The organism is Serratia sarumanii (assembly GCF_029962605.1).
In the GTDB taxonomy this organism is placed as follows: domain Bacteria; phylum Pseudomonadota; class Gammaproteobacteria; order Enterobacterales; family Enterobacteriaceae; genus Serratia; species Serratia sarumanii.
The window spans coordinates 390265-411768 of the sequence record NZ_CP124750.1 but is presented as its reverse complement, the minus strand read 5'-3'; the positions used below and the strand labels follow the sequence as shown (position 1 = coordinate 411768).

The following is a 21504-nucleotide window of genomic DNA, read 5'->3' as shown; positions in this document are numbered from 1 at the left end:
CTACTGTCCCTTAGCTGAAAGTGTTGCCTCGACGACACGCATCGCCTCGACGGTTTCTTTAACGTCATGCACTCTGACAATCTGCGCGCCCTGCATCGCCGCGATCACCGCGCAGGCCACGCTGCCGATCACCCGTTGATCCGGCGGCACGTTCAGCAGTTGCCCAATCATCGATTTACGCGACATGCCGACTAATAGCGGCAAACCGAAACGATGAAACTCCGACAACCGCGCCAGAAGCTGATAGTTGTGCGCCAAATTTTTACCGAAACCGAAGCCTGGGTCGAGCAGCAATTTCTGATTTGTTATCCCCGCCTCGTTACAGCGCCGGATATGGTGCTCGAAAAACGCCTGAACGTCGGCAATCAGATCGTCGTAGTGCGGCGCCTGCTGCATGGTGCGCGGCTGCCCTTGCATATGCATCAGACAGACCGGCAGCCCGCTTTCCGCCGCCGCCGCCAGGGCACCCGGCTCCTGAAGTGAGCGAATGTCGTTGATCAGGTGTGCGCCGGCGTGCGCCGATTCGCGGATCACGCCCGCTTTCGAGGTATCGACAGAGATAAAGACTTCAAAACGCTGCGCCAGCGCTTCCACCACCGGCACGACCCGTTCCAATTCTTCCTCTTCACTCACCTCTGCCGCCCCCGGCCTTGTCGACTCGCCGCCGATATCGATCATCGTGGCGCCGGCCGAAATCAGCGCATGCGCGTGCAGCAGCGCCTGGTTCAGGGTGTTGTGGCGGCCGCCGTCGGAAAATGAATCCGGCGTCACGTTGAGGATGCCCATCACCTGCGGATGGGAGAGATTGAGCGTCATGTCGCGCACGGTTAACTGCATGGTTGGTCCACCTTACTGTTGCCTGGTTCACTGCCCGCCGGGCAAAAAAAACCCCGGCATGCCGGGGTTTGATGTTATTACACAGCCGCAGTTACTTGTCGAGCTGTTCGGACATGGTGTTGCCCGGCGTTGGGGTGCGCGGCTCATCTACCGGCGTCGGGGCTTTCGGGGTGCCGCCGTTGTCGGAGCTGTTGCCTTTGTTCGCATCGTCCCAGCCTGCAGGCGGACGCACGTCTTTGCGGTTCATCAGATCGTCGATCTGCGGCGCATCGATGGTTTCGTACTTCATCAGCGCATCCTTCATCGAGTGCAGGATGTCCATGTTTTCCATCAGCAGCGAGCGAGCACGCGTGTAGTTACGCTCGATCAGCGACTTCACTTCCTGGTCGATGATGCGCGCGGTTTCATCCGACATGTGCTTCGCCTTGGCCACGGAACGGCCCAGGAACACTTCGCCCTCTTCTTCCGCATACAGCAGCGGCCCCAGCTTCTCGGAGAAGCCCCACTGGGTCACCATGTTGCGGGCGATGGAGGTCGCCACTTTGATGTCGTTCGACGCACCGGTAGAGACTTTTTCCGGCCCGTAGATGATCTCTTCCGCCAGACGGCCGCCGTACAGGGTGGAGATTTGGCTCTCCAGCTTCTGACGGCTGGCGCTGATCGCATCCCCTTCCGGCAGGAAGAAGGTCACGCCAAGCGCACGGCCGCGAGGAATGATCGTCACCTTGTGCACCGGATCGTGTTCAGGAACCAGGCGGCCAATGATGGCGTGGCCCGCTTCGTGATACGCGGTCGACTCTTTCTGCGCTTCGGTCATCACCATGGAGCGGCGTTCCGCACCCATCATGATCTTGTCTTTGGCTTTCTCGAACTCCACCATCGACACCACGCGCTTGTTGCCGCGGGCGGCGAACAGCGCCGCTTCGTTGACCAGGTTAGCCAGATCGGCACCGGAGAAGCCCGGCGTACCGCGCGCAATGACGGAGGCGTCGATGTCGGCCGCCAACGGCACGCGGCGCATGTGCACCTTCAGGATCTGCTCACGGCCACGCACATCCGGCAGCCCGACCACGACCTGACGGTCGAAACGGCCCGGGCGCAGCAGCGCAGGGTCAAGCACGTCCGGACGGTTGGTGGCCGCGATGACGATGATGCCTTCGTTGCCTTCGAAACCGTCCATCTCAACCAGCATCTGGTTCAGGGTCTGTTCGCGCTCATCGTGACCGCCACCCAGGCCGGCGCCACGCTGGCGACCGACGGCGTCGATTTCATCGATGAAGATGATGCACGGCGCGGCTTTCTTCGCTTGCTCGAACATGTCGCGCACGCGGGATGCACCCACACCGACGAACATTTCGACGAAGTCGGAACCGGAAATGGTGAAGAACGGCACCTTCGCTTCGCCGGCGATCGCTTTCGCCAACAGCGTTTTACCGGTCCCCGGTGGGCCAACCATCAGCACGCCTTTCGGGATCTTGCCGCCCAATTTCTGGAAACGGCTCGGCTCGCGCAGGTATTCCACCAGTTCGCTCACCTCTTCTTTCGCTTCGTCACAACCGGCGACATCGGCGAAAGTGGTCTTGATCTGGTCTTCCGTCAGCATGCGGGCCTTGCTCTTGCCGAAGGACATCGCGCCCTTGCCGCCGCCGCCCTGCATTTGCCGCATAAAGAAGATCCAGACCCCGATCAGCAACAGCATCGGGAACCAGGAGATAAAGATAGAAGCCAGCAGGCTCGGCTCTTCAGGCGGCTCGCCGACAACTTTCACATTCTTCGTTAACAACGTATCCAGCAACTTAGGATCGTTGACAGGGATGTAGGTCGTGTATTTGTTACTGTCTTTCTTGGTAACGTTAATTTCACGTCCGTTGATTCGCGCTTCGCGAACCTGGTCCTGGGTCAGTTCGGACATGAAGGTAGAGTAATCCACCCTACGGCCATTCGACTCGCTGGGCCCAAAGCTCTGGAATACAGACATCAACACTACCGCGATGACTAACCAGAGAATTAGGTTTTTCGCCATGTCACTCAAGGGATTAACCTCATCTTACAACTGTGTTAACAAACAGCGTTAGGGTACTACAGTTTGCGCCCTGTCGCTACAATGTACACTTCGCGCGAACGGGCGCGGGAAGCGTCTGGCTTACGAATCTTAACCTTCGTAAACAGGGAGCGAATTTCCCGTAGGTACTCGTCAAAGCCATCTCCCTGGAACACCTTCACCAGGAAACTTCCGCCTGGTGCGAGGACATCCCGACACATATCCAGCGCCAACTCCACCAGATACATCGACCTTGGAATATCGACCGCCGGGGTGCCACTCATATTCGGGGCCATATCGGACATGACCACCTGAACCTTACTCTCGCCTACTCGTTCCAACAGCGCCTTCAGCACCAGTTCATCACGAAAATCGCCCTGAAGGAAATCGACGCCAACGATAGGATCCATTGGCAAAATATCACAGGCGATGATGCGCCCGGTACCGCCGATTTGGGTGACCACATACTGCGACCAGCCGCCCGGCGCGGCGCCGAGATCCACCACGGTCATGCCCGGTTTGAACAGTTTGTCGCTCTGCTGTATTTCATCAAGTTTAAACCAGGCGCGGGAACGCAGTCCCTTTTTCTGCGCCTGCTGTACATATTTATCGCTAAAGTGTTCTTGTAACCAGCGACTGGAGCTAGCCGAACGCTTTTTATTAGCCATCTCGTTTTCCAACTATCATAAAAAGAGTCTTATGTCAGGGTCGCTGCTCACGTAGACTCACACCGGTGAAGACCGATTTGGTGATATACATGAGATGGCGGTAGAATGTACCGTTTTCAATCCCAACTTAAGCAAAAAAGACAATGAATCTGAATAATAAACAAAAACAGCACCTGAAAGGCCTGGCGCATCCGTTAAAACCGGTGGTGATGCTGGGCAATAACGGTCTTACCGAAGGGGTGCTGGCTGAAATTGAACAGGCTCTGGAGCATCACGAGCTGATCAAGGTAAAAATCGCCGCTGAAGATCGCGAAACCAAAACCCTGATCGCCGATGCTATCGTGCGTGAAACGGGCGCCTGCAATGTGCAAGTTATCGGCAGTACGCTTATTCTTTACCGCCCGTCGAAAGAGCGCAAGATCAGTCTACCGCGTTAATAACCATCAGGTTAACGAAAAGGTGCCATGCGCCTGACCAAGATAAAAGGCCGCTTGCGGCCTTTTTCCTATCTTTACAAAACGTTGGCGCATTAATGACCAACGGCCTCGATCAGAGATACTCAACCTTCAGGATCTCATACTCGACGTCGCCGCCAGGGGTTTTGATCACCACCACATCGTCTTGCTCTTTGCCGATCAGGCCGCGCGCCATCGGCGAGTTTACCGAAATCAGATTTTTCTTGAAATCGGCCTCATCGTCGCCAACGATGCGGTAAGTCACTTCTTCTTCACTGTCCAGATTCATCACCGATACGGTGGCGCCGAAGATCACTCGGCCGGTGTTCGGCATCTTGGTGATATCGATCACCTGAGCATTGGACAGCTTGGCTTCGATTTCCTGAATGCGGCCTTCGCAGAAACCCTGCTGTTCGCGGGCGGCGTGGTACTCGGCATTCTCTTTCAAATCGCCGTGCTCGCGCGCCTCAGCGATGTCCGCAATGATTTTCGGGCGGCGCACGCTTTTCAGGTATTCGAGCTCTTCGCGCAGTTTTTCAGCGCCAAACAAGGTCATCGGAATTTGGTTCATCGTATAAATACCTCTAAATCTTTCCTGTTCAAATAACCGTCATCCTGACGTATTCGTATGAAAACACGGTTGGCATACCGCCACCCGCCTCCAGGCGACAAACAAAAGAAACCTGACTCGGAACGGAGCCCAAGCCAAGATCGGTTTTGCATTTTGATACGCATTTTAGCCTAGAGTTCCTTGAGGGTCATCGTTTACTTTTTCCCTGATTGCACCGTAGTATGACGGCACGTTATCCAGCTGTTATCCCGAGATTATGCGTTTTTCACGAATTGTCAGTGCATTGGCTTGCGCATTTGTTCTGAATGCGAATGCGGCCCCGGTTGAAGAGTACACACAATATCTGCCTGATGGGGCCAACCTTGCCCTGGTCGTTCAGAAAATCGGTGCCAGCGCGCCGACGATCGATTATCACTCTCAGCAGATGGCGCTGCCGGCCAGTACCCAAAAAGTGCTGACGGCGCTGGCGGCATTGCTGCAACTCGGGCCCGATTACCGTTTCACCACCACGCTGGAGAGCCAGGGCGATATCCGCGACGGCGTGCTGCGCGGCAACCTGATCGCCCGCTTCAGCGGCGATCCGACCTTCAAACGCCAGAGCCTGCGCAATATGGTGGCCGTCCTGAAGAAACAGGGCGTGCGCCAAATCAGCGGCGACGTGCTGGTCGATACCTCGGTCTTCGCCAGCCATGACAAGGCGCCCGGCTGGCCGTGGAACGATCTGACGCAGTGCTTCAGCGCGCCGCCGGCCGCCGCCATCGTCGATCGCAACTGTTTCTCGGTCTCGCTGTACAGCGCGCCGAATCCGGGCGACATGGCGTTTATCCGCGTCGCCTCCTATTATCCGGTCAATATGTTTAGCCAGGTGCGCACCCTGGCGCGCGGCTCCGCTGACGCGCAGTACTGCGAACTGGACGTGGTGCCGGGCGAGCTGAACCGCTTTACCCTGACCGGCTGCCTGACGCAGCGCAGCGAACCGCTGCCGTTGGCCTTCGCCATCCAGGATGGCGCCAGCTACGCGGGCGCCATCCTGAAAGACGAACTGATCCAGGCCGGCATCCAGATCGACGGGCACTTGAAACGCCAGACGCGTCCCGGCATCACCGGCACGGTGATCGCGCAAACCCAGTCGGCGCCGCTGCACGATCTGTTGAAGATCATGCTGAAAAAATCGGACAACATGATCGCCGATACCGTCTTCCGCACCATCGGCCACGAACGCTTCGGCGTGCCGGGCACCTGGCGAGCGGGTGCCGATGCGGTACGCCAGGTGCTGCGCCAGAAGGCCGGCATCGATCTGGGCAACACCATCATCGCCGACGGCTCCGGCCTGTCGCGCCACAACCTGCTGGCGCCGGCGACCATGATGCAGGCGCTGCAGTACATCGCGCAGCACGACAACGAGCTGAACTTCATCTCGATGCTGCCGCTGTCCGGCTATGACGGTACCCTGCGCTATCGCGGCGGCCTGCACGAAGCCGGCGTCGACGGCAAAGTGTCGGCCAAGACCGGCGCGCTGCAGGGCGTGTACAACCTGGCGGGCTTCATCACCACCGCCAGCGGCCAGCGCATGGCCTTCGTGCAGTATCTCTCCGGCTACGCCGTGCCGCCGGAGGATCAGAAACAGCGCCGCGCGCCGCTGGTGCGTTTCGAAAGCCGCCTGTATCGGGATATTTACCAAAACAACTGAGGATCATCATGAAGCTGCTGGTCGTTGAGGATGATGAACTGTTGCAACAGGGGCTGGCGCTGGCGCTGACCGGCGAAGGTTACGTCTGCGACTGCGCCGCCACGGCGGCGGAGGCCAACAGCCTGCTCATCACCAGCCAATACAGCATGGTGATCCTGGATCTCGGCCTGCCGGACACCGACGGCGCCGCGCTGCTGCGGCAGTGGCGCCGCCAACAGATCGATCTGCCGGTGCTGATCCTGACCGCCCGCGACGCGCTGGAAGACCGCGTCGACGGGCTGGACGCCGGCGCCGACGACTACCTGGTCAAACCCTTCGCGCTGGTCGAGCTGCAGGCGCGCGTACGCGCCCTCCTGCGGCGCTACCAGGGGCACAGCGACAATCTGATGCAGGTGGACGATCTGCAGCTGAACCTCTCCAGCCAGCAGGTTTACCTGCAGCAGCAGCCGGTGGAGGTCACGCCGAAAGAGTTCGCCATTCTGGCGCGTCTTATCATGCGTGCCGGGCAGACGGTCAACCGTGAACTCCTGCAGCAGGATCTCTATACCTGGCAAGACGATTTAGGTTCCAACACGCTGGAAGTACACATTCACAACCTGCGCCGCAAACTGGGCAAGGATCGCATCCGCACCGTGCGCGGCATCGGCTACCGCCTGGAACCCTCCTCATGATCAGCATGCGCCGCCGCCTGCTGCTGATGCTGGCGCTGATCCTGCTGGTCACGCAACTCATTAGCGCCTTCTGGCTGTGGCACGAAAGCCAGGAACAGATCGGCTTCCTGGTGGACGAAACCCTGTCCGCCAAAGTGCGTACCGAACGCGTCGATAGCGAGATCGCCGAGGCCATCGCGTCGCTGTTGGCGCCTTCGCTGATCATGATGATCGTCACGCTGCTGGCGTCGTTTTGGGCCATCAGCTGGATCATCCGCCCGCTCAACCAATTGCAGAAACGGCTGGAAAAGCGCTCTGCCGATAACCTGACGCCGCTGCCGATCGCCAGCGACAGCCAGGAAATGGTGGCGGTCACCAATGCACTCAATCAGCTGTTCTCACGATTGGACAACACCATTCAACAGGAACGCCTGTTCACCGCCGACGCCGCCCACGAGCTGCGCACGCCGCTGGCCGGCATCCGCCTGCATCTGGAACTGATGGAGAAACAGGGCGTCAAGGGAAGCCAGGCGCTGATCGCCCGCATCGATCAGCTGATGCACACCGTCGAGCAGTTGCTGATGCTGTCGCGCGCCGGGCAAGACTTCGCCCGCGGCCATTATCAGCATGTCGATTGGGTGGCCGATGTGATCCAGCCGCTGCGTGAAGAGCTCGACGAAATGGCCGCCCAACGCGCGCAGACGCTGGACTGGCACTTGCCGGCTACTGCCACAGTAAACGGCGATCCGGTGCTGCTGCGGCTGCTGCTGCGCAACCTGGTCGAAAACGCCCACCGTTACGGCCCTGAAGGCGGCGCGATACAGGTGCAGTTAACGCCGCAAGACAACGGCTATCTGCTGCAAGTCATCGACGATGGCCCGGGGATCAAGGAAGAGATGGTCGGGGAGCTGACGCAGGCGTTTCGCCGCATGGATCAACGCTACGGCGGCAGTGGGCTGGGCCTGAATATCGTGATCCGCATCGTGCAGTTGCACCAGGGGCGTTTGACGCTGGAAAACCGCCGCGATGCGCGCGGCCTGAACGCCCAGTGCTGGCTGCCGGAAAAGGCGCTTAAATAACAAGGGCCCAGCGTTGCTGAGCCCCTTATCACCGAATTACTTCTGGTAAATAATTTCGACGCCTTCGTCGTCGTCTTCGTCCCAGTCGTCATCCCAGTCATCTTCCGCTTCGGCTTCCACTTCCGCGATTTGCTCGCGGTGGTAGTCATCCCACATGAATTCGACTTTTTCCGGTGCGCTTTCTTCGATCGCCATCGCTTTCGGCTGGGTGTTGATGAAGTTCATCACGTCCCAGCACAGCGCGTTGACGCCTTCGCGGTTGGCGGCGGAGATCATGTAGTACTTCCCTTCCCAGCCCATGCCTTCCACAATCGCCTTGGCGCGTTCAGCGGCTTCTTCCTCACCAATCACATCAATTTTGTTGAACACCAGCCAGCGAGGCTTCTGCGCCAGATTTTCGCTGTATTGGTTCAACTCGTTGATGATGACTTTGGCGTTCTCCACCGGATCGGATTCGTCGATCGGCGCGATGTCCACCAGGTGCAGCAGCACGCGGCAACGCTCCAGGTGTTTCAGGAAGCGAATGCCCAGGCCAGCACCTTCGGAGGCGCCCTCGATCAGCCCCGGAATGTCGGCGACCACAAAGCTCTGCTCGTGGTCCATACGCACCACGCCCAGGCTCGGCACCAGCGTAGTGAACGGATAATCGGCCACCTTCGGCTTGGCGGCGGACACCGCGCGAATGAAGGTCGATTTACCGGCGTTCGGCAGCCCCAGCATGCCTACATCGGCCAGCAGCAACAGCTCCAGCAACAGGTCGCGCGCTTCGCCAGCGGTACCCAGCGTCTTCTGACGCGGTGCACGGTTGACCGAAGATTTGAAACGGGTGTTGCCCAGGCCGTGCCAGCCGCCTTTGGCGACCATCAGCTTCTGCTCGTGGCGGGTCATGTCGCCGAGGATCTCGCCGGTGCCCTGATCCTTCACGCGCGTGCCGACCGGCACCTTGATGATGACGTCTTTACCGCGTTTACCGGTACAGTCGCGGCTCTGGCCATTCTGGCCGCGCTCGGCGCGGAAAGACTTCTCAAAACGGTAGTCGATCAGGGTGTTGAGGTTCTCGTCCGCCAGCAGGTAGACGTCGCCGCCGTCGCCGCCGTCGCCGCCGTCAGGCCCACCGTTGGGGATATATTTTTCGCGGCGGAAGCTGACGCATCCGTTGCCGCCGTCGCCTGCAACGACCAGAATCGCTGCTTCATCTACAAACTTCATTTACCGTCTCCGTAAATCATTCACCGGGCTGCTTCAAAGGAGCAACCAGGGGGGGTTCTGCCCGTCGCGGCCACCACCGGTGACCAATTGCGGAAAACATGGCGCCCGCCACAACCACAAACGCACCGACATAGCCGACAATGTTCAGCGTCGGCGCGGCGAATGCCTGGGGCCAGGCCAACGCCAATAAATCTGAAAACAGCAGGGTAAACAGCGGGGTCAGCGTCACCAACGCGCTTACCTGCGCCGCCTGCCAACGCGCCATCGCCTCTGCCAGCGCGCCGTAGCCGATCAGCGTATTGGCGCCGCAAAACAGCAAACACGCCAATTGCCAGCCGCTCAGCTGGAAAATCACCTCGGGTTTGGCCAGAGGGAACAACGCCATCGCACATAAAGTGTACAACATAACCAGGATCTGCGGCGAAGCCAGCCGGCGCAGCAACACCTTCTGCGCCACGCCATAGCTCACCCAGACCATCGCCGCGCACACGCCCAGCATGACGCCCAGCGTGTAGTCCGTCAGCCGGGTGAAGATCTCTATCAGACTGACGTTGAAAAACAGCATCAGTCCGCAAATCAGCATCAGGGCGCCAATGACCTGGGTGACGCGCATGCGTTCTTTTAAAATCAGCACGCTGGCGAACATCATGCCGACCGGCGACAGCTGGCCAATCACCTGCGACGCCGTCGGGCTCAGGTATTGCAGCGAGGAACTGAAGAACACAAAGTTGCCCAGCAGCCCCGCCGTCGCGATCGCCAACAGCAGCAGCCAACGCGGCTGGCGGAACATCGTCAGCGGCGGCAGCTTGCCGCGCACCGCGAGGATCGCGCCCAAACCGATGGCGGCCATGGTAAAGCGATACCAGACAACGGTAAACGGCTCCATCACCACCAACACTTCTTTCATCGCAATCGGCAACGCGCCCCAGCAAACCGCCGTGGTTAACGCCAGAGAAATGCCAACGCCGACCTGCTGCTTCGTATCCATATCACCTTCGCCAACGCTGACGGGCCTGCCCTCAGGCAACCCATAAATGTAAAAAGCCCCGCAACGAATTGCGGGGCTTACATCTATTTCGTAAGGCTCGAAAAATTATTCAGCTTCGATGCTGATGAATTTACGATTGCTCGGGCCTTTAACTTCGAATTTGACTTTACCGTCTTTCAAAGCAAACAGAGTGTGGTCTTTGCCGCAACCCACGTTGGTACCAGCGTGGAATTTGGTGCCGCGCTGACGAACGATGATGCTGCCTGCCAGTACTGCTTCGCCGCCAAAGCGTTTTACGCCCAGACGTTTAGCTTCTGAATCGCGACCGTTACGAGTCGAGCCGCCAGCCTTTTTGTGTGCCATTAATCCGCTCTCCTAACTTAAGCGCTGATGCCGGTGATTTTAACGTCAGTGAACCACTGACGGTGGCCCTGCTGCTTACGGTGGTGTTTACGACGACGAAACTTAACAATTTTAATTTTCTCGCCACGACCGTGAGCAACGACTTCAGCTTTGATCTTGCCGCCATCGACGAAAGGAACGCCGATTTTGATATCTTCGCCATTAGCGATCATCAGAATCTGGTCAAACTCAACCGCTTCACCAGTTGCGATGTCCAGCTTTTCCAAGCGAACGGTCTGACCTTCGCTTACTCGGTGTTGTTTACCACCACTTTGGAAAACCGCGTACATATAAAACTCCGCTTTCCGCGTGCCCGACTGTGTTAGTTCAGAGCGCGCTATAAATATTCACAATAGGGCGCGAATTCTACGCAAAAAAGCAGCGCATGACAAGAGCAGAATAAGACCAGAACAAGAAAAAAGAAGAAAAAAAGCGCAGTTTCTTTCGTGGCGTTTATCTGGACCGTTTTTCAAGTACAATCATAGGGACAGTTACCGCCATGTACCGATGTGAGCAGCGATCTCAACGCGGTGAAGAGAAACACAGCTGAAAAAAATACAATGAACCTAGAGCAAATTACCGAGTTAACCGCGCAAGATATGGCGGCCGTGAACGCAACAATTCTCGAACAGCTGAATTCCGATGTCACGCTCATCAATCAGCTTGGCTATTACATTATCAGCGGTGGCGGTAAGCGCATCCGGCCGATGATCGCCGTCCTGGCGGCGCGGGCATTGGGCTATGAAGGCAGCAAGCACGTCACCGTGGCCGCCCTGATCGAATTCATCCATACCGCCACGCTGCTGCATGACGACGTCGTTGACGAATCGGACATGCGCCGCGGCAAAGCCACCGCCAACGCGGCGTTCGGCAACGCCGCCAGCGTGCTGGTCGGCGACTTTATCTACACCCGCGCCTTCCAGATGATGACCAGCCTGGAATCCCTGCGCGTGCTGGCGCTGATGTCGGAAGCGGTCAACGTCATCGCCGAAGGTGAAGTGCTGCAGTTGATGAACGTGCACGATCCCGACATCAGCGAAGAAAGCTATATGCGGGTGATCTACAGCAAAACCGCCCGTCTGTTTGAGGCGGCGGCGCAATCGTCGGCGATCCTGTCCGGCGCCAGCGCTGAGCAAGAACGGGCGCTGCAAGACTATGGCCGCTACCTCGGCACCGCTTTCCAGCTGATCGACGATCTGCTCGACTACAGCGCCGACGGCAGCACCTTGGGCAAAAACACCGGCGACGATCTGAACGAAGGGAAACCGACCCTGCCGCTGCTGCACGCGATGCACAACGGCGACGACGCCCAGCGTGACATGATCCGCGGCGCGATTGAGCAAGGCAACGGCCGTCACCTGTTGGAGCCGGTGCTGCAGGCGATGCAGCAATGCGGTTCGCTGGAATACACCCGCAAACGCGCCGAGGAAGAGGCCGACAAGGCGATCGCCGCGCTGCAGGCATTGCCGGCATCGGAGCACCGCACGGCGCTGGAGGGCCTGGCCCATCTGGCGGTGCAACGCGACTTTTAAGAAATTAATATTTCTTAAAAACCATCAGGCCCGCATACGCGGGCCTGCCTAGGTATTGCTCTCTTCGTCGATACGCGCCAGCAGGCCGCCGATCCCTTCCCGCATCAGGAAAGCCACCATTTTCTCGCGCTCGCTTTCCGTCAAATGGTAGTAATACTCGATCCAGACCGCCAACGGATCCTGACGCTCTACGTCATATGCCGCCCCGTCTTCCTTCAGCACCAGCAGGTTACGTACGTCTGAAGGCAGGCTGTCGATATGGTACTCCAACGCTTTTCCCTGCACGCCTTTACGCCTGCGGCTGATCCAGCCTTCGCGCCGGGCCATCAGATTGATTCCCTGTGGTGAGGAAGGTAATCCTGCGATGCCTGTCAGTTCCTTGGCGGCAAACCACTCTTTTTTCATAGCCATCATCTCTGGGCAATAGTGGGCAACGTCATTTTTTGGAAATTACTTGGGTATTTTTTAGGAAATTTAATGGTATTCTGGTTTCCGAATAAGCGTTTCACGTTGTTCATGCGCTTAACCTTGACCCGTTAGTTATACCACTAACGCAACTTTGGCTAATCAGAAAAGGAATGTAAACATGAATTCAAGGAACCCAGATTGGCATCCGGCAGATATCATCGCGGCGCTACGCAAGCAGGGCACCACGCTGGCGGCAGTGTCGCGCAAGGCCGGATTAAGCTCATCGACGCTGGCCAACGCGCTGTCGCGCCCGTGGCCGAAGGGGGAATGGCTGATCGCCGAAGCGATAGGCGTCCACCCCTCGGAGATCTGGCCAAGCCGCTATTACGATCCGCACAGCGATTGCCTGCTGGATCGCAAGGCGCGCATCAAATCGTGAACGCGGAGCAAAAAAAACCGCCGGAACAGCGTCCGGCGGCGTTTATCGGCTGACTATCGGCGTCGATCAGTTATTGATGAACTTCTCGCCCAGTTCGATATCTTTGTGCAGCACGTCCAGCATCTCGTTCAGCGCTTTCTGCTCGAAGGCGCTCAGGGTGCCGATATCCTTGCGCTCTTCAACGCCGTTCTTGCCCAGCACCAGCGGCTGTGCGAAGAAGCGAGCGTATTTGCCGTCGCCTTCAACGTAAGCGCATTCCACAACGCCTTTCTCGCCCTGCAGCGCACGCACCAGAGACAGACCGAAACGGGCGGCCGCCTGGCCCATGGACAGCGTTGCAGACCCGCCGCCGGCTTTGGCTTCCACCACTTCGGTGCCGGCGTTCTGAATGCGCTTGGTCAGATCCGCCACTTCCTGATCGGTGAAGCTCACGCCTGGGATCTGCGACAGCAGAGGCAGGATGGTCACGCCAGAGTGGCCGCCGATGACCGGCACGTTCAGCTCTTCCGGCTGCTTGCCTTTCAGCTCGGCCACGAAGGTGTTGGAACGGATGATATCCAGCGAAGTCACGCCGAACAGTTTGTTCTTGTCGTAAACGCCGGCTTTTTTCAGCACTTCCGCCGCGATGGCGACCGTGGTGTTAACCGGGTTGGTGATGATGCCGATGCAGGCTTTCGGGCAGGTTTTCGCCACTTGTTCAATCAGGTTACGCACGATGCCGGCGTTAACGTTGAACAGGTCAGAGCGATCCATGCCTGGCTTACGGGCCACGCCGGCGGAAATCAGCACCACGTCCGCACCTTGCAGAGCCGGGGTCGCGTCTTCGCCGCTGAAGCCTTTGATTTTAACTGCGGTTGGGATGTGGCTTAAGTCGACGGCAACGCCTGGGGTAACGGGGGCAATGTCGTAGAGAGAGAGTTCAGAACCTGAAGGAAGCTGGGTTTTGAGTAGAAGGGCGAGGGCCTGGCCGATACCGCCAGCAGCACCGAGAACTGCAACTTTCATCCTATACTCCTTTATTATCTTAAATATATAAAGCGCCGTGAATGTGTTGGTTACGGACCTTAAGTCATTACACCTTTCAAAACAATAAATTAGCCAATTCTTGCCTGCAGGTGTAATAAAACGGCCGCTGTCGCGCCCATTTTAGATTAAATCGCTTACGCATGAAGGGCATAGCGCACACTAATCAAAAATAGTGCGAGGTTATTCACGAGCAAGTTAACCGGCCGTTACATTACACCCTTACGCAACATCAGAACAACATCATTTTAATAACATTTTATTTACCACTGCGGGCCGATTTTCCGTCGCCAAAAGGGCATATTCATCGCGGCCGGATTTTGTTAAAATGCCGCCCTTTCCTCGCCGCCCGGTCATGCTTATTTTCTTTGGGTCGGCCTTTGTTGCATAAAAATTCATCTATATGCATAATCATGACTTCCACTATCAACATTCCACGGTGCAAAATGCGTAATCCCGCAAAACAGGAAGATCTGATCAAGACGTTCAAAGCGTTATTGAAAGAAGAAAAATTCAGTTCTCAAGGCGAGATCGTTTTGGCGCTGCAAGAAGAAGGCTTCGAAAACATTAACCAATCCAAAGTATCGCGCATGCTGACCAAGTTCGGCGCGGTACGTACGCGCAATGCCAAAATGGAAATGGTGTATTGCCTTCCTGCCGAACTCGGCGTGCCGACCACCACCAGCCCATTGAAGAATCTGGTGCTGGACGTCGACCATAACGACGCCGTCGTGGTGATCCACACCAGCCCGGGCGCCGCGCAGCTGATCGCCCGCCTGCTCGACTCATTGGGGAAATCCCAGGGCATCCTCGGCACGATTGCCGGCGACGACACGATTTTCGTCACCCCGTCCAACGGCTTTACCGCTCAGAAACTGCATGAGGCTATTCTGGGCGTGTTCGAGCAAGAGCTGTGAAACCTGGCGCTAACAAAGTGCGGCTTTATCCCGCACTTTGTTAGCGCTTCTTTAACTCTTACGTTACCTTTCCCGCCTTCAACCGCGTTTAACACTGCTTTTTTATCCCTCAGCAACACATTTCCATGACATCTACATGTAACCAGCAGTACCCACTGTGATCTTCCGCACTTTTGGTCAAAAGCACTTACCTTATTGAAATTACATAAATTTAACATCAAAAGATCGTTTTGTGAGCGTTTTTTATTCCTTACAGTTATAAAAAATAAGGATCATAAGGTTAAAGTTTCACTAGCAACTGTTAGCTAACTATTAATTTTTCGCGTTACTAGCTGTATACTCATTTTCGTGAACTGAATCACAGTTCGTTGGAACTGATAAAAGAATACGATGAGGCGAGATGATGAAAATTAAAGCTACCGTTGCAACCCTGAGCGTTCTGTCCATGCTTTCCTTTGGTGCATTCGCAGCACAATCTATTGATGCAACTCAGGCCGCAAAACTGCAGCCGGCCGGTGTAATCACCGTGAGCGGCGTCGCCGCTGCGCCTTCCGACATCCGCCAGGCGCTGTCCGACAAAGCCGACGCCAAAGGGGCGACCGCTTACCGCGTAATCGAAGCCCGCAATGACGGCAGCTTCCACGCAACCGCTGAAATCTACAAATAAGTACCGGCATTACCCGGCAACGGGCAATACATCTCTGGAATCAAACGCTGTCATAACGGCCTTCAAGAATAAAAATCGCTGCCAAGCCCTTCCAGGCTGTTATGACCAAGGATCGCTATCATGAACATGAAAACTACTCTCGCTGCATTCGGCCTGCTGTCTGTCATCTCCTTCGGCGCCTCCGCCGCCCAGCTGGTGACTAGCGATCAGACCGCCAATCTGCAATCTATCGGCACCATCACCGTCAGCGGCATCGACGGCGCGCCGACCGACATTCGCCAGGCGTTGTCGGAGAAAGCCGACGCGAAAGGCGCGACCGCCTACCGCGTGATCGAAGCGCGTAACGAAGGCAACTACCACGCCACCGCCGAGATTTACAAATAACAACTCTGGGAACGGCTTTGCAGAGCTGATTACCCTCGTCACTGCCACTGCCGAGTTCTGACGCAAACGCCGATTTCCCAGAGACCCTCTCGTCGTCCTATCCGACGAACCCCGTTGCCCTCGCTCGCGAGGGCTTTTTTATGGGCGTAAAAAAAGCCGCGAATGCGGCCCTTGATGTGGCTGATGCGGCTGAGCGATCAGTAGGTGACTTTCGGTTCCTGCTTTTTCGCCAGCGCGTCCAGCAGGCGATCGTGAATGCCGCCGAAGCCGCCGTTGCTCATCACCAGAATGTGATCGCCCGGCTGTGCGGTTTTCACCACCATGTCCACCAGCGTGTCGAGATCCGCGCTCCAGTGCGCCGGCTGCACGCAGGCATCCGCCACTTCCGCCACCTGCCACGGAATGTGGTGCGGCTGGAACAGGAACACCTCGTCGGCGCGGCCGAGCGAAGGCGCCAGATCGTTTTTGCTAATGCCCATTTTCATGGTGTTGGAGCGCGGCTCCAGCACCGCCAGAATGCGCGCCGTGCCGCCGACCTTGCCGCGCAGCGCGGCCAGAGTGGCCAGGATCGCCGTCGGGTGGTGCGCGAAGTCGTCGTAGACCGTGACGCCGTTGGCTTCGCCACGCAGCTCCAGACGGCGGCGGGCGTTGATGAAATCGCCCAACGCGCGGCAGGCGTCCGCCGGCTGCACGCCGACGTGGCGGGTGGCGGCGATGGCCATCAGGCCGTTATGCATGTTGTGCTCGCCCACCAGCGCCCAGTTCACTTCGCCGACCTGTTCGCCGTCGAGGAAAACCGCGTAATGGCTGGCGTCCGGCGTCAGCTTCTGTGCGCGCCAGGTGCCCTCTTCCCCCACCAGCTCCTGCTCGCTCCAGCAGCCCATCGCCATCACCTGCTTCAGGTGGCTGTCGTTGTCCGGCAGGATGATCTTGCCTTTGCCCGGCACCAGACGCACCAGGTGGTGGAACTGTTTCTGGATGGCTTTCAGATCGTCGAAGATATCGGCGTGATCGAACTCCAGGTTGTTCATGATCAGCGTGCGCGGGCTGTAATGCACGAACTTGGAGCGCTTGTCGAAGAACGCGCAGTCATACTCGTCGGCCTCGATCACGAAGAACGGGCTGCCGCCAAGGCGCGCCGATACGTCGAAGTTGCCCGGCACGCCGCCGATGACGAAGCCGGGCTGGTAGCCGCAGGCCTCGAGGATCCAGGTCGCCATGCCGGCGGTGGTGGTTTTGCCGTGGGTGCCGGCGACCGCCAGTACCCAGCGATCGCGCAACACGGCATCGTGCAGCCACTGCGGGCCGGAAACGTAAGGGATGCCACGTTCCAGCACCGCCTCCACGCACGGGTTGCCGCGCGTCATGGCGTTGCCGATGATCACCAGATCCGGCGCCGGATCCAGCTGGGCCGGATCATAACCCTGAATAAGATCGATCCCCTGGTTCTCCAGCAGCGTGCTCATCGGCGGATAGACGTTGGCGTCCGAACCGGTGACGTCATGCCCCAGTGAGCGCGCCAGCATCGCCAACCCGCCCATAAAGGTGCCACAGATCCCAAGAATGTGAATGCGCATAGGTTTCTCATGTGAGTGCATCGAATGTCGGCATATTCTAACGCTCAGAATCGTCCAGAAGAAATGGATTTGCCTATGAATAGCGCGCATCTTTGGGCTACACTGCACGCGAAAACGTTGGCGGTTTGTTAACAGGCCGCTATCCATCCGTAGATTCAGGGATTGTGTCATGAAAACGTTAGGCGAATTTATCGTCGAGAAACAGCACGACTTCTCTCACGCCACCGGCGAGCTGACCGCGTTACTTTCTGCAATTAAACTGGGCGCCAAAATCATCCACCGCGACATCAACAAGGCCGGCCTGGTTGATATTCTGGGCACCAGCGGGGTGTCCAACGTACAGGGCGAAGTTCAGATGAAACTGGACCTGTACGCGAACGAAAAACTGAAAGCGGCGTTGAAAGCGCGTGGTGAAGTTGCGGGTATCGCTTCCGAAGAAGAAGATGAAATCGTGATATTCGACGGCGAGCGAGCTGAAAATGCCAAGTATGTCGTTTTGATGGATCCGTTGGACGGTTCGTCCAACATCGATGTCAACGTCTCGGTCGGTACGATTTTCTCTATCTACCGTCGCATCACGCCGGTCGGCACGCCGGTGACCGAAGAAGACTTCCTGCAGCCGGGCAGCGCCCAGGTCGCAGCGGGTTATGTGGTTTACGGTTCGTCCACCATGCTGGTGTACACCACCGGTTACGGCGTCCACGCCTTCACCTACGACCCGTCTCTGGGCGTATTCTGCCTCTCCCACGAGAAAGTGCGCTTCCCGGCGAGCGGCAACATGTATTCCATCAACGAAGGCAACTACATCAAGTTCCCTCTCGGCGTGAAGAAATACATCAAATACTGCCAGGAGCAGGATGAAGCGACGCAGCGCCCTTACACCTCGCGCTACATCGGTTCTCTGGTGGCGGACTTCCACCGCAACCTGCTGAAAGGCGGCATCTACATCTACCCAAGCACCGCCAGCCACCCGCAAGGCAAGCTGCGCCTGCTGTACGAATGCAACCCGATGGCGTTCCTGGCCGAACAGGCCGGCGGTAAGGCCAGCGACGGCAAAAACCGCATTCTGGACATCACGCCGGTGAAACTGCACCAGCGCGCGCCATTCTTCGTCGGCACCAAGTCGATGGTAGAAGACGCGGAACGCTTCATCGCCGAAAACCCGGACGAGTAACGCGTTCTTTGCAAGGGTTCGGCGCCGCGCCGAACCCTTATCGCCTTACAGCTTGAACGCCGCCATGCTCTGCGCCAGCAGCTGAGCCTGATCTTCCAGCGAGCGCGTCGCCGCCGCCGACTCTTCCACCAGTGCCGCATTCTGCTGCGCCACCTGATCCATCTGCGCCACCGCCAGGTTCACCTGTTCGATACCGCTGCTTTGTTCGCGCGTCGCCGCCGAGATCTCACGCATCAGCGCCGTCACCCGGCCCACTTCGCCGGTAATGCCGCTCATGGTCTGCGCCGCCGACTCCACCATCTGCTCGCCTTCCTGCACCCGGTTCTGCGAGGCTTCGATCAATCCTTTGATCTCTTTCGCCGACTGGGCGCTGCGCTGCGCCAGATTGCGCACTTCACCGGCCACTACCGCAAAACCTCGGCCCTGTTCGCCGGCGCGCGCCGCTTCCACCGCCGCGTTCAGCGCCAGGATATTGGTCTGGAAGGCGATGCCGTCCATCACGCTGATGATGTCGGCGATGCGGCGCGAGCTGTCGGTGATCGCCTGCATCTTGCTCATCACCTGGCTGACCACCTCGCTGCCCTGGTTGGCGATATCGGACACGCTCAGCGCCAGCTGGTTGGCCTGTTCGCAGTTCTCGGCGTTCATTTTCACCGTCGAGGTCAGCTGTTCCATGCTGGCGGCGGTTTCTTCCAGCGAAGCGGCCGATTCTTCGGTGCGCTGCGCCAGATGCAGGTTGCCGGCCGCCAGTTCGCGTGAACCGGTGTCAATCTGGCTGCTGGCGTCGCGCACTTTGCTGACCGAACTGGCCAGCGCCTGCTGCATGCGCTGCATCGCCCGCACCAGGCGGCCCATCTCGGTATCGCCCTCGCCGCGGATCTCATGGGTCAGATCGCCGCCGGCGATGTGTTCCAGCTGCGCGATGGACTCGTCCAGCGGGCGCAGAATGATCACCCGCAGCGCGAACCAGGCCAGCACCGCCAGCAGCACGCTGAGCAGCCCCGCCACCACGATCAGCGAGATCTTGGTGCTGGCGTTGCTTTCCGCGTCATACACCTGCTGCGCGCCGAGCTTCATGGCGAAGCTGCGGAAATCGCTGAGATCCTTTTCGAACGCGATGCTCAACGCGGAGATGCGCGTTTCCTGAATGTGATAATACTCATCGATTTTGCCGGCCTTGATAGCGGCGGCCATCGGCTTCACGCCCTGATCCAGATAGGCGCGGTAGCTGTTTTGCAGGCGGTTGGAGAGTTCGCGGCCGCGCTCGGTCACGGTGCCGACGCCGACAAAGCGCGCCATTTCCTTGTTCGACTGCTCGAGGTAACCGTAGATGCGGCTCACGGTGGCGTCGGAGACATCAGTCTGGCCGATCTCCCGTTGGCGCACCGCCAGCGAGGCGGCGGTTCTGGCGCGCAGCGTCAGGTTGGAGCTGTTGGCCAGCGAGCCCAGCTCTTCGCCGAGGATCTGGTTTAAGGTATGGATCGAGCGCGATCCTTCGTTAATCGCGTTGACGCCAATAACGCTGACCATGATCAGCAGCATGGTCATCAGGCTCAGCAGGGCGATCAGCCCAGCCTTCACCGTAATCTTTTTTAGCATGAGTTCTTCCCGGCTTCAGAATAGTGAGATCAGACGTAGTAGGGGTGGCAAAACGCGGAGCCAGCTTTGCTGGCTCATTATTGTTTGTTGAAGTTATCGGCAGGCGGAGGCAAAACTTCATGCCGCGGCGGGATTAATCTGGAAATTCTCCGTGCGCCAGCGCACTGGGTTTTCGACGATGAAAAGGGCAGGAAATCGCAAAAGAGTCCGCTATAATAGCCGCCACTCCATTTCTGGTTTGATGATTAAAGGAAACCGACATGAGCTTGAATCTGGTCCCTGCTGGCAAAGACCTGCCGGAAGATATCTACGTAGTAATCGAAATCCCGGCCAACGCCGATCCAATCAAATACGAAATCGACAAAGAAACCGGCGCGCTGTTCGTTGACCGTTTCATGTCCACCGCGATGTTCTACCCGTGCAACTACGGCTACATCAACCACACCCTGTCTCTGGACGGTGATCCGGTTGACGTGCTGGTCCCAACCCCATACCCGCTGCAGCCGGGCTCCGTAATCCGCTGCCGTCCGGTTGGCGTGCTGAAGATGACCGACGAAGCCGGTGAAGACGCCAAGCTGGTTGCGGTACCGCACAGCAAGCTGACCAAAGAGTACGATCACGTGAAAGACGTGAACGACCTGCCAGAACTGCTGAAAGCCCAGATCGCTCACTTCTTCGAGCACTACAAAGATCTGGAAAAAGGCAAATGGGTGAAAGTGGAAGGCTGGGCAGACGCTGCCGCAGCTAAAGCGGAAATCATCGCCTCCTTCGAACGCGCTGCCAAGAAGTAATTCTCGCCGCCGTCCGATGAAAAAACACCGCTCATTGAGCGGTGTTTTTTTTATTACTGATCGTCGAGACGCTTCAGCCAGTCACCGCTGGTAATTCGCGGGTAACCGTCCACGCTGTGTTTGTACAGGTAGATCCACGCACTCCCATAAGGCGTCTGAATCAGCTCGCGCTTATAGTCCTTGGTGTTGCTTTTCAGTTCGTCCAGCTCTGCCAGAATCGATGAGTTAATACGATACACCTCGCAATGTATCGTGCCCTCTCCAGGGATCGCCGCCGGGTAATGGCCCAGATTATAAATCTGATAGCCTTCGAGCTCGTGCTCGCCGAGCCATTGGGCGTTGGTCATCCAATGGCTGTTTCCCTGTTTGCGCCGTAAACTGCCGTAGACAATTATTCGCATCG

Annotated in this window: 24 protein-coding genes; 11 read left to right on the top strand and 13 right to left on the bottom strand. The window is 57.7% G+C overall.

The genetic code is table 11. The features are described 5' to 3' along the window. The 3 genes from folP to rlmE all read right to left on the bottom strand — a co-directional run bounded on the left by folP (nucleotide 1) and on the right by rlmE (nucleotide 3546). Nucleotides 1–837: a dihydropteroate synthase gene (gene folP / locus SSARUM_RS01895; RefSeq protein ID WP_033648673.1), complete on the bottom strand. Its 837-nt coding sequence runs from the start codon at nucleotides 835–837 to the stop codon at nucleotides 1–3. Nucleotides 838–928: 91 nt separating this feature from the next. Further along, nucleotides 929–2860, bottom strand: coding sequence for an ATP-dependent zinc metalloprotease FtsH (ftsH, locus tag SSARUM_RS01890; protein WP_004933529.1), 1932 nt, complete (start codon nucleotides 2858–2860; stop codon nucleotides 929–931). Nucleotides 2861–2916: 56 nt separating this feature from the next. After that, on the bottom strand, nucleotides 2917–3546 hold the full coding sequence (rlmE, locus tag SSARUM_RS01885; protein ID WP_004933533.1) for a 23S rRNA (uridine(2552)-2'-O)-methyltransferase RlmE: 630 nt from the start codon (nucleotides 3544–3546) through the stop codon (nucleotides 2917–2919). A 143-nt stretch (nucleotides 3547–3689) separates the two neighbouring features. On the opposite strand from rlmE, the gene yhbY reads away from it, so the two are divergent. Next, on the top strand, nucleotides 3690–3983 hold the full coding sequence (gene yhbY / locus SSARUM_RS01880) for a ribosome assembly RNA-binding protein YhbY (protein WP_004933536.1): 294 nt from the start codon (nucleotides 3690–3692) through the stop codon (nucleotides 3981–3983). A gap of 112 nt (nucleotides 3984–4095) precedes the next feature. Here the strand turns inward: yhbY and greA are convergent, their stop codons facing one another. Next, nucleotides 4096–4572, bottom strand: a complete 477-nt coding sequence (gene greA / locus SSARUM_RS01875) for a transcription elongation factor GreA (RefSeq protein WP_004933539.1) — start codon at nucleotides 4570–4572, stop codon at nucleotides 4096–4098. 256 nt (nucleotides 4573–4828) lie between these two features. Between greA and dacB the strand changes: the two genes are divergently transcribed. The 3 genes from dacB to pmrB are packed head-to-tail and all read left to right on the top strand — an operon-like array spanning nucleotide 4829 to nucleotide 7991. Further along, nucleotides 4829–6262 (top strand): serine-type D-Ala-D-Ala carboxypeptidase, encoded by a 1434-nt coding sequence (dacB, locus tag SSARUM_RS01870; protein WP_049195389.1) that lies wholly within the window; start codon nucleotides 4829–4831, stop codon nucleotides 6260–6262. Nucleotides 6263–6270: 8 nt separating this feature from the next. Then, nucleotides 6271–6933: a two-component system response regulator PmrA gene (gene pmrA / locus SSARUM_RS01865; protein WP_033648677.1), complete on the top strand. Its 663-nt coding sequence runs from the start codon at nucleotides 6271–6273 to the stop codon at nucleotides 6931–6933. Further along, on the top strand, nucleotides 6930–7991 hold the full coding sequence (pmrB, locus tag SSARUM_RS01860; protein WP_049212705.1) for a two-component system sensor histidine kinase PmrB: 1062 nt from the start codon (nucleotides 6930–6932) through the stop codon (nucleotides 7989–7991). The genes pmrA and pmrB overlap by 4 nt, the downstream gene beginning before the upstream one ends. Before the next feature lie 36 nt (nucleotides 7992–8027). Here the strand turns inward: pmrB and cgtA are convergent, their stop codons facing one another. The 4 genes from cgtA to rplU form a co-directional block, all read right to left on the bottom strand. Then, nucleotides 8028–9200 carry an Obg family GTPase CgtA gene (gene cgtA / locus SSARUM_RS01855; protein ID WP_004933553.1) on the bottom strand — a complete coding sequence of 391 codons (1173 nt, stop codon included), beginning with the start codon at nucleotides 9198–9200 and terminating at the stop codon, nucleotides 8028–8030. Between the two features lie 16 nt (nucleotides 9201–9216). Further along, on the bottom strand, nucleotides 9217–10188 hold the full coding sequence (locus tag SSARUM_RS01850; RefSeq protein WP_033636816.1) for a DMT family transporter: 972 nt from the start codon (nucleotides 10186–10188) through the stop codon (nucleotides 9217–9219). 105 nt (nucleotides 10189–10293) lie between these two features. Then, nucleotides 10294–10551, bottom strand: coding sequence for a 50S ribosomal protein L27 (rpmA, locus tag SSARUM_RS01845; RefSeq protein WP_004933559.1), 258 nt, complete (start codon nucleotides 10549–10551; stop codon nucleotides 10294–10296). Nucleotides 10552–10568: 17 nt separating this feature from the next. Continuing rightward, nucleotides 10569–10880, bottom strand: a complete 312-nt coding sequence (rplU, locus tag SSARUM_RS01840) for a 50S ribosomal protein L21 (protein WP_004933561.1) — start codon at nucleotides 10878–10880, stop codon at nucleotides 10569–10571. A 270-nt stretch (nucleotides 10881–11150) separates the two neighbouring features. On the opposite strand from rplU, the gene ispB reads away from it, so the two are divergent. Next, nucleotides 11151–12122, top strand: coding sequence for an octaprenyl diphosphate synthase (gene ispB, locus SSARUM_RS01835; RefSeq protein ID WP_033636815.1), 972 nt, complete (start codon nucleotides 11151–11153; stop codon nucleotides 12120–12122). A 48-nt stretch (nucleotides 12123–12170) separates the two neighbouring features. Here the strand turns inward: ispB and SSARUM_RS01830 are convergent, their stop codons facing one another. Further along, nucleotides 12171–12527 (bottom strand): DNA-binding protein, encoded by a 357-nt coding sequence (locus SSARUM_RS01830; RefSeq protein WP_033655297.1) that lies wholly within the window; start codon nucleotides 12525–12527, stop codon nucleotides 12171–12173. A gap of 181 nt (nucleotides 12528–12708) precedes the next feature. Here SSARUM_RS01830 and SSARUM_RS01825 point away from each other — a divergent pair, with 181 nt between their 5' ends. Next, nucleotides 12709–12969 (top strand): helix-turn-helix domain-containing protein, encoded by a 261-nt coding sequence (locus SSARUM_RS01825; RefSeq protein WP_033636812.1) that lies wholly within the window; start codon nucleotides 12709–12711, stop codon nucleotides 12967–12969. A gap of 66 nt (nucleotides 12970–13035) precedes the next feature. Here SSARUM_RS01825 and mdh read toward each other — a convergent pair whose 3' ends face one another. Continuing rightward, on the bottom strand, nucleotides 13036–13974 hold the full coding sequence (gene mdh / locus SSARUM_RS01820; RefSeq protein ID WP_033636811.1) for a malate dehydrogenase: 939 nt from the start codon (nucleotides 13972–13974) through the stop codon (nucleotides 13036–13038). Between the two features lie 464 nt (nucleotides 13975–14438). Between mdh and argR the strand changes: the two genes are divergently transcribed. From argR to yhcN (SSARUM_RS01805), 3 genes are all read left to right on the top strand, one after another. Beyond that, nucleotides 14439–14909 carry a transcriptional regulator ArgR gene (gene argR / locus SSARUM_RS01815; protein WP_004933572.1) on the top strand — a complete coding sequence of 157 codons (471 nt, stop codon included), beginning with the start codon at nucleotides 14439–14441 and terminating at the stop codon, nucleotides 14907–14909. Nucleotides 14910–15312: 403 nt separating this feature from the next. Next, nucleotides 15313–15576, top strand: a complete 264-nt coding sequence (gene yhcN / locus SSARUM_RS01810; RefSeq protein WP_033638655.1) for a peroxide/acid stress response protein YhcN — start codon at nucleotides 15313–15315, stop codon at nucleotides 15574–15576. A gap of 120 nt (nucleotides 15577–15696) precedes the next feature. Then, on the top strand, nucleotides 15697–15960 hold the full coding sequence (gene yhcN / locus SSARUM_RS01805; RefSeq protein ID WP_043148246.1) for a peroxide/acid stress response protein YhcN: 264 nt from the start codon (nucleotides 15697–15699) through the stop codon (nucleotides 15958–15960). Nucleotides 15961–16157: 197 nt separating this feature from the next. Here yhcN (SSARUM_RS01805) and mpl read toward each other — a convergent pair whose 3' ends face one another. Then, nucleotides 16158–17537 carry a UDP-N-acetylmuramate:L-alanyl-gamma-D-glutamyl-meso-diaminopimelate ligase gene (gene mpl / locus SSARUM_RS01800; protein ID WP_033636810.1) on the bottom strand — a complete coding sequence of 460 codons (1380 nt, stop codon included), beginning with the start codon at nucleotides 17535–17537 and terminating at the stop codon, nucleotides 16158–16160. Between the two features lie 169 nt (nucleotides 17538–17706). On the opposite strand from mpl, the gene fbp reads away from it, so the two are divergent. Further along, complete coding sequence (gene fbp / locus SSARUM_RS01795) at nucleotides 17707–18711, top strand: class 1 fructose-bisphosphatase (protein WP_004933587.1); 1005 nt, start codon at nucleotides 17707–17709, stop codon at nucleotides 18709–18711. A 45-nt stretch (nucleotides 18712–18756) separates the two neighbouring features. Here the strand turns inward: fbp and SSARUM_RS01790 are convergent, their stop codons facing one another. Further along, nucleotides 18757–20310, bottom strand: a complete 1554-nt coding sequence (locus SSARUM_RS01790; RefSeq protein ID WP_060388198.1) for a methyl-accepting chemotaxis protein — start codon at nucleotides 20308–20310, stop codon at nucleotides 18757–18759. Nucleotides 20311–20570: 260 nt separating this feature from the next. Between SSARUM_RS01790 and ppa the strand changes: the two genes are divergently transcribed. Further along, nucleotides 20571–21101, top strand: coding sequence for an inorganic diphosphatase (gene ppa, locus SSARUM_RS01785; RefSeq protein WP_004933594.1), 531 nt, complete (start codon nucleotides 20571–20573; stop codon nucleotides 21099–21101). A gap of 53 nt (nucleotides 21102–21154) precedes the next feature. Here ppa and SSARUM_RS01780 read toward each other — a convergent pair whose 3' ends face one another. Further along, entirely contained in the window at nucleotides 21155–21502 is a 348-nt protein-coding gene (locus SSARUM_RS01780) for a gamma-glutamylcyclotransferase family protein (RefSeq protein WP_033636808.1), read from the bottom strand. Nucleotides 21503–21504: the final 2 nt, after the last annotated feature.